This is a genomic window from Phenylobacterium sp. (assembly GCF_016793285.1).
Taxonomy (GTDB): domain Bacteria; phylum Pseudomonadota; class Alphaproteobacteria; order Caulobacterales; family Caulobacteraceae; genus Phenylobacterium.
In genome coordinates this window covers 1-8,165 of sequence record NZ_JAEUMO010000062.1, presented here as the reverse complement: position 1 = coordinate 8,165, position 8,165 = coordinate 1, and the positions used below count along the sequence as shown (strand labels likewise).

Genomic DNA, 8,165 nt, shown 5'->3' with positions numbered 1-8,165 from the left:
GCCAAGGCGGACCTGACGCTGTCGTTCGAGAGCAAGGCCGAGCGGGGCTATCGGCTCGTGGGCCATGACGGGGTCGCGGCGCTGAAGGCCCAGAACACCGCGGTCGGGCCGCAGACGCGCGGCGCCGAGGCGTTCCAGCTCATCGCCCGTGACGCCCTGGTCCAGATCGGCGGCAACGCGCGCCTCCTGCAGCGGGCGCACAACCCCGACGTCCTGCATCAGCTTCGCGTCGGCCTGCGCCGCTTCCGCGCCGCGCTGTCGGTGTTCAGGGACATGCTCGACGCCGAGGGGCTGGACGCCGCCCGCGCAGAGACCCGGTGGCTGGCCGGCGAGCTTTCGGAGGCCCGCGACATCGACGTCTTCCTGTCGCGCGCGGCAGCCGAGGACGAGATCGAGGAGAGCCCGGGTCGCGCGGCGTTCTTCCGCGCGCTGCGGCACGCCCAGGCCGAGGCCTACGAGAGGGCCCTGGCGGCGGTGCGCTCGCCGCGGTTCCGCGCGCTTCTCCTGACGCTCGGCGAATGGCTGGAGGTCGGCCGCTGGCTCGGGCTCGCGACCGAGACGCAGCAGCGGCTTCGCGAAGGCCCGGTGACCGCGCTGGCCGCGCCGATGATGAACAGGCTCGAGCGGCGCCTGCGTCGGCGCTCGCGGAAGTTCGCGGAGCTCGACGTCGCCGCCCGGCACGGCCTGCGCAAGCAGGCCAAGAAGCTCCGCTACGCCGCCGCCTTCTTCGGAGACGCCTTCCCGCGCCATCCCAGACGCCGCGCCCGCTTCATCGTCGCCCTGAAGGCCCTGCAGGACCGCATGGGCGAACTCAACGACATGGCCGTGGCCCGCGCGGTGGCGATGCGCGCCGTCGGCCGGCGCTCGGGCGAGCTTGCGTTTGCCGCCGGTCTCGAGGTGGGCCGCCTCACAAAGGGCGAAGACGCGGTGCTCGATGCGACAAACGACGCCTTCCGGGCGTTTCGGAAGGCAAAGCCCTTCTGGTCGTCGCGGAAGGGTGACGACCTTAACCTTTCGCGCCCACGTTTGCGCCGCGCCTGACGCCGCCCGAGATCCGAGATGCCCAACGACGTCGCCCCACTGAGCGCTGCCATGCCGACCGCCGCCGACTCCGCGGCGGCCGAGGACCTGGCGACGAGCCCCAGCCGCTTCTTCAACCGCGAAATCTCGTGGCTCGCATTCAATCGCCGGGTGCTCGCCGAGAGCATGAACCCGCGCCATCCGCTGCTGGAGCGCCTGCGGTTCCTGGCCATCAGCGCCAACAACCTCGACGAGTTCTACATGGTGCGCGTGGCCGGCCTGAAGGCGCAGGTGCGCGAGGGGGTGCGCGCGGTCTCTCAGGACGGCCTGACCGCCGCCGACGCCCTGGTGCGCGTCAACGAGGCCGCCGCCGAACTCATGCGCGACCAGCAGAAGCGGTGGCAGGAACTGCGCGCCGAACTTGCCGGCGAAGGGCTGCGCTATGTCGAGGCGACCGAGCTCACCGAGGCCGAGCGGGCGATCCTGGAGGAGGTGTTCCTCTCCGAGCTGTTCCCGGTGCTGACGCCGCTGGCGATCGATCCGGCCCACCCGTTCCCGTTCATCCCCAATCTGGCGTTCTCCCTGGTGCTCCGCATCCGCCGGATCTCGGACGGCCGCCAGCTCTACGCCCTGGCCCCGCTCCCTGCGCAGGTGCCCCGGTTCTTCGAGGTCGCGCCGGCCAAGGGCTCGCGCCGGAAATCGCGCCGCGTGATCTCGCTGGAGAGCATGGTCACGCTTTTCCTCGACCATCTGTTCCCGGGCTGCGAGATCGAGGAGCAGGGTGTCTTCCGGCTGATCCGCGACTCCGACGTCGAGATCGAGGAAGAAGCCGAGGACCTCGTGCGGGAGTTCGAGGCGCGGCTCAAGCAGCGCCGCCTGGGATCGGTCGTCCGCGTCGAACTGGAAGCAGCTACCCCGGAGGAGCTGCGCGGCTTCATCTGCGAAAGCCTGCGCGCCCAGCCGGAAGACATCATCGTGATGGAGGGCCTGCTGGGCCTGGACGAGCTCAGCCAGTTGATCCCGTCGGACCGCGCGGACCTCAAGTTCAAGCCGTTCGAGGCCCGCTTCCCCGAACGAATCCGCGATCACGGCGGCGACTGCTTCGCCGCGATCCGCGAGAAGGACATCCTGGTCCACCACCCGTTCGAGAGCTTCGACGTGGTGGTGCAGTTCCTGCGCCAGGCCGCGCGCGACCCGAACGTGCTGGCCATCAAGCAGACGCTCTACCGGACGTCCAAGGACAGCCCGATCGTCGCCGCCCTGATCGAGGCGGCCGAGAACGGCAAGAACGTCACCGCCCTCATCGAGATCAAGGCGCGGTTCGACGAGGAAGCCAACCTGAAGTGGGCCCGCGACCTGGAGCGCGCCGGCGTCCACGTCGTCTACGGCTTCATCGAGTACAAGACCCACGCGAAGCTCTCGACGGTCGTGCGCAAGGAAGGCGAGACCCTGCGCAGCTACTGCCATTTCGGCACCGGCAACTATCATCCGGTCACCGCGCGGATCTACACCGACCTCTCGCTCTTCACGACGGAGGCTCCGTTCGGCCGCGACTCGGCGAAGCTGTTCAACTACATCACCGGCTACGCCCTGCCGGTCGGTCTGGAGCGGCTTTCCTACTCGCCGGTCACGATGAAGCGCGATCTGCTGCGGATGATCGCCGAGGAAGCCGACAACGCACGCTCGGGCAAGCCGGCCGCCATCTGGGCCAAGATGAACTCTCTGGTCGACCCGGTCATCATCGACGCGCTCTACGACGCCAGCCGCGCCGGCGTCTCCATCGACCTCGTGATCCGCGGCATCTGCTGCCTGCGCCCCGGTCTGCCGGACCTCTCCGAGAACATCCGGGTGAAGTCGATCGTCGGGCGCTACCTGGAGCACGGGCGCATCGTCGCCTTCGCCAACGGCCACGCCATGCCCTCGCAGAACGCCCGCGTGTTCATCTCCTCGGCCGACTGGATGCCGCGCAACCTCGACCGCCGCGTCGAAGTCCTGACGCCGATCGAGAACCCGACGGTGCATCAGCAGGTCCTCCAGCAGATCATGCTGGCGAACCTCAAGGACGAAGCACAAAGCTGGACCCTCGACGCCGACGGCCGCTATAGCCGTGATCCTGCCTGGGATCATCCGAACGCCTTCTCGGCGCACGAGTACTTCATGACCAATCCGAGCCTCTCCGGTCGCGGGCAGAAAGTGAAGGACATGCCGCGCGCGATCGAAAATGTGGCCACGCGGGGATAGCGCCGGGCGCGCCGAGGGCCGCCAGGCGGCGGTGATCGACGTCGGATCCAATTCCGTCCGCCTGGTGATCTACCGGGTCGATGGGCGCGCACTCTGGACGATCTACAACGAGAAGGTCGTGGCGGGCCTCGGCCGGGACCTGCCCGCGACGGGCCGCCTGAATCCGAGCGGCGTCGAGGCCGCGATCTCGGCGCTGCGGCGCTTCCGCTCGGTGCTGGATGGCTGGCGGGCCGACGAAGTGACGGCGGCGGCGACTGCGGCCGTGCGCGAGGCCGCCGACGGCAAGGCCTTCCTCAAGCGCGTCGAGGTCGAGACGGGCCTGCAGGTCCGCATCCTCTCCGGCGAGGAGGAGGCCCGCTACGCCGCGCTCGGCGTCATCTGCGGCCAGCCCGACGCGGAGGGGGTGGTCGGCGACCTGGGCGGCTCCAGCCTGGAACTGGTGCGCCTCAACGGCATGGCCCACATCGAGGGCGTCACGCTCCCGCTCGGCCCCTTTTCGCTGGGCGCGCCCAAACCGCTGAACGTCGAGCGGACGCAGCGCGTCGTCGACGGCAACCTGGCGACGCTGGGCAACCGCTACGCCAGTCCCGAATTCCACGCCGTCGGCGGCGCGTGGCGGAACCTCGCGCTCCTGCACATGCAGCTCGCGGACTATCCGCTGCACGTGGCCCACCAGTACGAGATCGGCCGCGCCGACGCGCTGGACCTCGTCCGCTTCGTGCAGCGCCAGTCGCGTTCCTCGCTGGAGGGGATCGAGGGGCTCTCCAAGAAGCGCTTCGACACCCTGCCCTACTCGGCCCTGGTCCTCGAACGGCTGATCGAGCGACTGGGCGTGGAGCGGATGATCGTCTCGGCCTACGGCGTGCGCGAAGGCATGCTGCTGGAGGCGATGCCGCCCGAGGTGCGCCAGCTCGACCCGCTGATCGAGGGCTGCGAGGCGCTGACGGCGCAGCGGGGCATCTCGCCGGCGCTGGGCTATGCCCTGGAGGCCTGGATCGCGCCGCTCTTCGAGAAGCTTCCGGCCGTCTTCGCCGACCGCGATCCGGTGCTGACCGCCGCGGCGTGCCGCCTCGCCGACCTGGGCGCGCGCCTGCACCCCGACCATCGCGCCGACCTCGCGTTCGAACAGGTCGTGCGCGCCCCGCTGGCCGGCATGACCCACCCCGAGCGCGTGTTCCTGGCCTCGGTCGCCTTCTCGCGCCACACCGCCACGCCGCAGCCGCCGGACGCCTCGGTCACCCGCGTCCTCAGCCCCGAACGCCGCCAGCGGGCCCGGGCCCTGGGCTCGGCGATCCGCCTCGGCTGCGACCTCTCCGGCCACAATCCCCGGCTTCTGGAGAAGTCGAGCCTCAGGGTGAAAGGCGACAGACTGGCGCTGAGCGCCCTGGCCGGCTGGGAGGACATGCTGCTGGGCGAACAGACCGCGCGCCGCAGCCAGAGCCTGGCCCAGGCGCTGAAGCTCAAGCTCGAGATCAGTTAGGACGAAAGCGGGGAGCGGCGCGCGCTCCCCGTCATCCGAGCCTTCGGCAGAGCCCGCGTACAGGACGAGAAGCAGAGCCGCAGGGCTCAAATGAAGAGGGCGGCGCGCCGGTCGCCCGGAACACCGCCCTCTGATCCAGATCCGTTGGGGGACCTGAGCCTCGAGGTGGAAGACCGCCTGTGCTCCGCTGGGCGAACCCAGCTCGGCCTTGACCGCATCCGCCGTGCCTGCCGGACCTGCCAGGAATTCCGGGGTCGCCCCCGAGAGAACCATCCAGTCCGGAGACCTCCTGCCCGCTTCGCCTTCCGGTCGCCCGGTCCGCCGCGCCGCAGTCCCTCTCGGCAAGGTCAGGTTCGCGCAGAGCCCCGGCGGCCGCAACGGGCCGGCGTCCGGCGCTTGTGGACCATTCAGGACAGCGCGGGTGGACAGCCTGTGGGCGGATCGGGGACGGTTCGCCGAACGCCAGCCCTTTCCGGCGCTTGAGGTTATCCTCAGGAACGCGGCCGCCGGCCGTGAAACGCCGGGCTTGCCGGCCCTGGGGTAAGGCGCATCAATCATGCGCCTCATTACGGCAGGGAGTCCTCGCGTGGCGGCGTATGACCTGATCATCGTGGGCGGCGGCATCGGCGGGGCGGCTCTGGCCACCGTGATGGCGCGCGCAGGCAGGTCCGTCCTCCTGCTGGAACAGTCCGAGGTCTACGAAGACCGGGTGCGCGGCGAATGGATCGCGCCGTGGGGCGTCGACGAGGTCAGGCGCGTCGGCCTCTACGATCTCCTCATGGGGGCCGGCGGGCATCACCTGACGCGGCACGTCACCTACGACGAGACCCTGGACCCGACGGCCGCCGAGGCCAAGACTCTGCCCCTCGGCATCTTCCGCGCCGACGTGCCCGGGCCGCTCTGTATCGGCCATCCGCACCACTGCCAGACCCTGTTCGACGCGGCCGGGGCGGCCGGCGCGACGGCGCTGCGCGGCGTGCGGGTCATCGAGGTGGAAGCCGGCGAGTCGCCGCGGGCCGTCTACGAGCACCAGGGCCGGACGATCGAGGCGACCGGCCGGCTGCTCGTGGGGGCCGACGGGCGGACCTCGATGGTCCGCGAGACCGCCGGCATCGCATTGCACCAGGACAAGCCCCACCACTGGTTCGGCGGTCTCCTCATCGACGGCGCGGGCGACTGGCCGGACGACCTCCAGGCGATCGGCACCGAGGGCGACTTCGCGTTCCTCGCCTTCCCGCAGGGCGGCGGCAAGGTGCGGGTCTACGGCGGCTATGCGCTCGACCAGGCCCAACGGTTCAAGGGGCCCGACGGGACGCGGCGGTTCCTCGACGCCTTCACCATGAGTTGCAGCCCACACAACCGGCATCTGGTGGCGGGCGAGCCGGCGGGGCCGCTCTACAGCTACTTCAACAACGACTCCTGGACCGACGCGCCGTTCGCCCCGGGCGTGGTGCTGGTGGGCGACGCGGCAGGCTGGAACGACCCGATCCTCGGCCTCGGCCTTTCGATCACCTACCGCGACGTCCGTATCGTCAGCGAGTTGCTGAAGGGCGCCGACGACTGGACGCACCTCTCGTTCGCGACCTACGCCGAGGAGCGGAGCGAGCGGATGCGGCGGCTGAGGTTCGCGGCCAGGATGCAGGCCGCGCTCGACATGGAGTTCGGCGACGAGGCCAGGGCGCGGCGGGCGCGGGTGTTCGCCATGTCGGCCGCCGACCCTTCGTTCAAGGTCCAGGGCTTCGCCGTCATGGCCGGCCCCGAGGCCCTGCCGCCCGAGGCGTTCACCCAGGAGGCCTGGGACCGCGTGATGGGAGCGCCCGCATGACCGTCGATATCGCCGGCTACAACGCCCGCTGGCTGAAGGCCTGGTCGGACAAGGACGTCGACCTCCTCTGCGGCTTCTACGCGGACGACTGCGTCTACAAGGACCCGCAGACGGCGGCCGGCCTGACGGGCAACGCGGCATTGCGGACTTACCTCACGGGCCTCTTCGGCGCGACGCCGGCGATGACCTACAGCCCCGACGAGGTGTGGCCGATCCCCGGCGGGTTCTGCGGCCGTTGGTACTGCGACATCGAGGGCGGGGCGCGGATGCGCGGGTTCGACCTTGTGATCCTCGACGGGGAGAAGATCGTCCTCAACGAAGTCTACGTTCACCAACTTTGATGAGCCGCCGCCCCGACATCCGCCGGCCCGGCGACATCGACTCCCGCTGGCTGACCGACGTCCTGCAGCACGGCGGCATCGACGCCGTCGTCAGCGGTTTCACCGCCAGGGGCGTGGGCACGGGCCAGATCGGCGACAGCGTGCGCTTCAAGCTGGCCTACGAGCGCGGCGGCGACGTCGCGCCGGCGTCGCTGGTGGGCAAGTTCCCGGCGGCGGGCGACGAGAGCCGTGCGACCGGCGTAGCCCTGGGCAACTACATCCGCGAGGTGCGGTTCTACCAGCAGCTCGCGCCGACGGCCCTGATCCACACGCCGAAGTGCTGGTTCACCGACGTGGACGAGGCCACCAGCGAGTTCGTCCTGATGATGGAGGACCTGGCGCCCGCCGAGCAGGGCGACCAGTTGCAGGGCGTCACGCTGGAGCAGGCGAAGCTGGTCACGATCGAGGCGGCCAGGCTGCACGCCTCGCACTGGGCCGACGCCGCGCTCGACGAGATGCCGTTCGTGTCCGGCTCCAGAGCCTCGCCGCCCAGCGCCGCCAACGAGGCCGCCGTGACGATGCTGTGGGAGGGGTTCAAGGCGCGCTACGCCGGGCGGCTGCAGCCCGAGTGGATCGAGGCGGGCGAATGGCTGTCGAAGCGGTTCGCGACGTTCGGGGCCGAGCATGACGGCCCACGGTGCCTGACGCACAACGACTTCCGGCCCGACAACATGATGTTCGCAGGTGCGGCCGGCGGATACCCGGTGACGGTGCTCGACTGGCAGTCCTACGCCTACGGGTCCGGGCCCACCGACCTCGCCTACTTCCTGGCGGGCGCCCTGCCCCGCGACGTGCGGCGCAAGCACGAGGACGAGGTCCTCAGGCTCTACCTCGACACGCTCGTCGGCCTGGGGGTCGGCGGCTACGGCATGGACGAGCTGAAGCGCTACTATGGCCGGGGCGCATACCTCCTCTTCGGGACCGCGTTCTTCGCCGCGATGATCGTTACGCAGACCGAACGCGGCGACCGCATGTTCCTGCAGATGCTCGGATCAGCGTCCGACCACATGTGGGACCATGGGGTGATCGGAACGGACTAGGGGCTCAGCTCACGCCCCCGCCGCCTATGGTCGAAATCTTCCGATCAGCCTGCCGCGGCCGCCTTCGGAGCACGCCGAACCTCGACCACCCGCACGCGGGCGCCGTCGAGGACGAGGGCGAGTTCGCCGCGCTTCAGCTTCAGCGCGTCCTCGCCGAAGGCTTCGTAGCGCCAGCCCTT

At 70.3% G+C, this 8,165-nt stretch carries 6 protein-coding genes and 1 pseudogene; 6 read left to right on the top strand and 1 reads right to left on the bottom strand.

Features of this window, described 5'->3' with window-relative positions; all coding sequences use genetic code 11:
- The 6 genes from JNL41_RS06125 to JNL41_RS06100 form a co-directional block, all read left to right on the top strand.
- Positions 1-1,041 (top strand): CHAD domain-containing protein (locus tag JNL41_RS06125; RefSeq protein ID WP_293473390.1); only part of this gene is annotated, 1,041 nt, incomplete at its 5' end.
- A 51-nt stretch (positions 1,042-1,092) separates the two neighbouring features.
- Entirely contained in the window at positions 1,093-3,261 is a 2,169-nt protein-coding gene (locus JNL41_RS06120; protein ID WP_293473389.1) for an RNA degradosome polyphosphate kinase, read from the top strand.
- Positions 3,242-4,741: a Ppx/GppA phosphatase family protein gene (locus JNL41_RS06115; protein ID WP_293473388.1), complete on the top strand. Its 1,500-nt coding sequence runs from the start codon at positions 3,242-3,244 to the stop codon at positions 4,739-4,741. Before JNL41_RS06120 ends, JNL41_RS06115 begins: the two co-directional genes overlap by 20 nt.
- A 586-nt stretch (positions 4,742-5,327) precedes the next feature.
- Positions 5,328-6,566 (top strand): FAD-dependent monooxygenase, encoded by a 1,239-nt coding sequence (locus JNL41_RS06110; protein ID WP_293473387.1) that lies wholly within the window; start codon positions 5,328-5,330, stop codon positions 6,564-6,566.
- Complete coding sequence (locus JNL41_RS06105) at positions 6,563-6,907, top strand: nuclear transport factor 2 family protein (protein ID WP_293473386.1); 345 nt, start codon at positions 6,563-6,565, stop codon at positions 6,905-6,907. The genes JNL41_RS06110 and JNL41_RS06105 overlap by 4 nt, the downstream gene beginning before the upstream one ends.
- Positions 6,907-7,986 (top strand): phosphotransferase, encoded by a 1,080-nt coding sequence (locus JNL41_RS06100; RefSeq protein WP_293473385.1) that lies wholly within the window; start codon positions 6,907-6,909, stop codon positions 7,984-7,986. Before JNL41_RS06105 ends, JNL41_RS06100 begins: the two co-directional genes overlap by 1 nt.
- A gap of 44 nt (positions 7,987-8,030) precedes the next feature.
- Here JNL41_RS06100 and JNL41_RS06095 read toward each other — a convergent pair.
- Positions 8,031-8,165 (bottom strand): annotated as a pseudogene (locus JNL41_RS06095) (ribonuclease D); the annotation flags it as partial.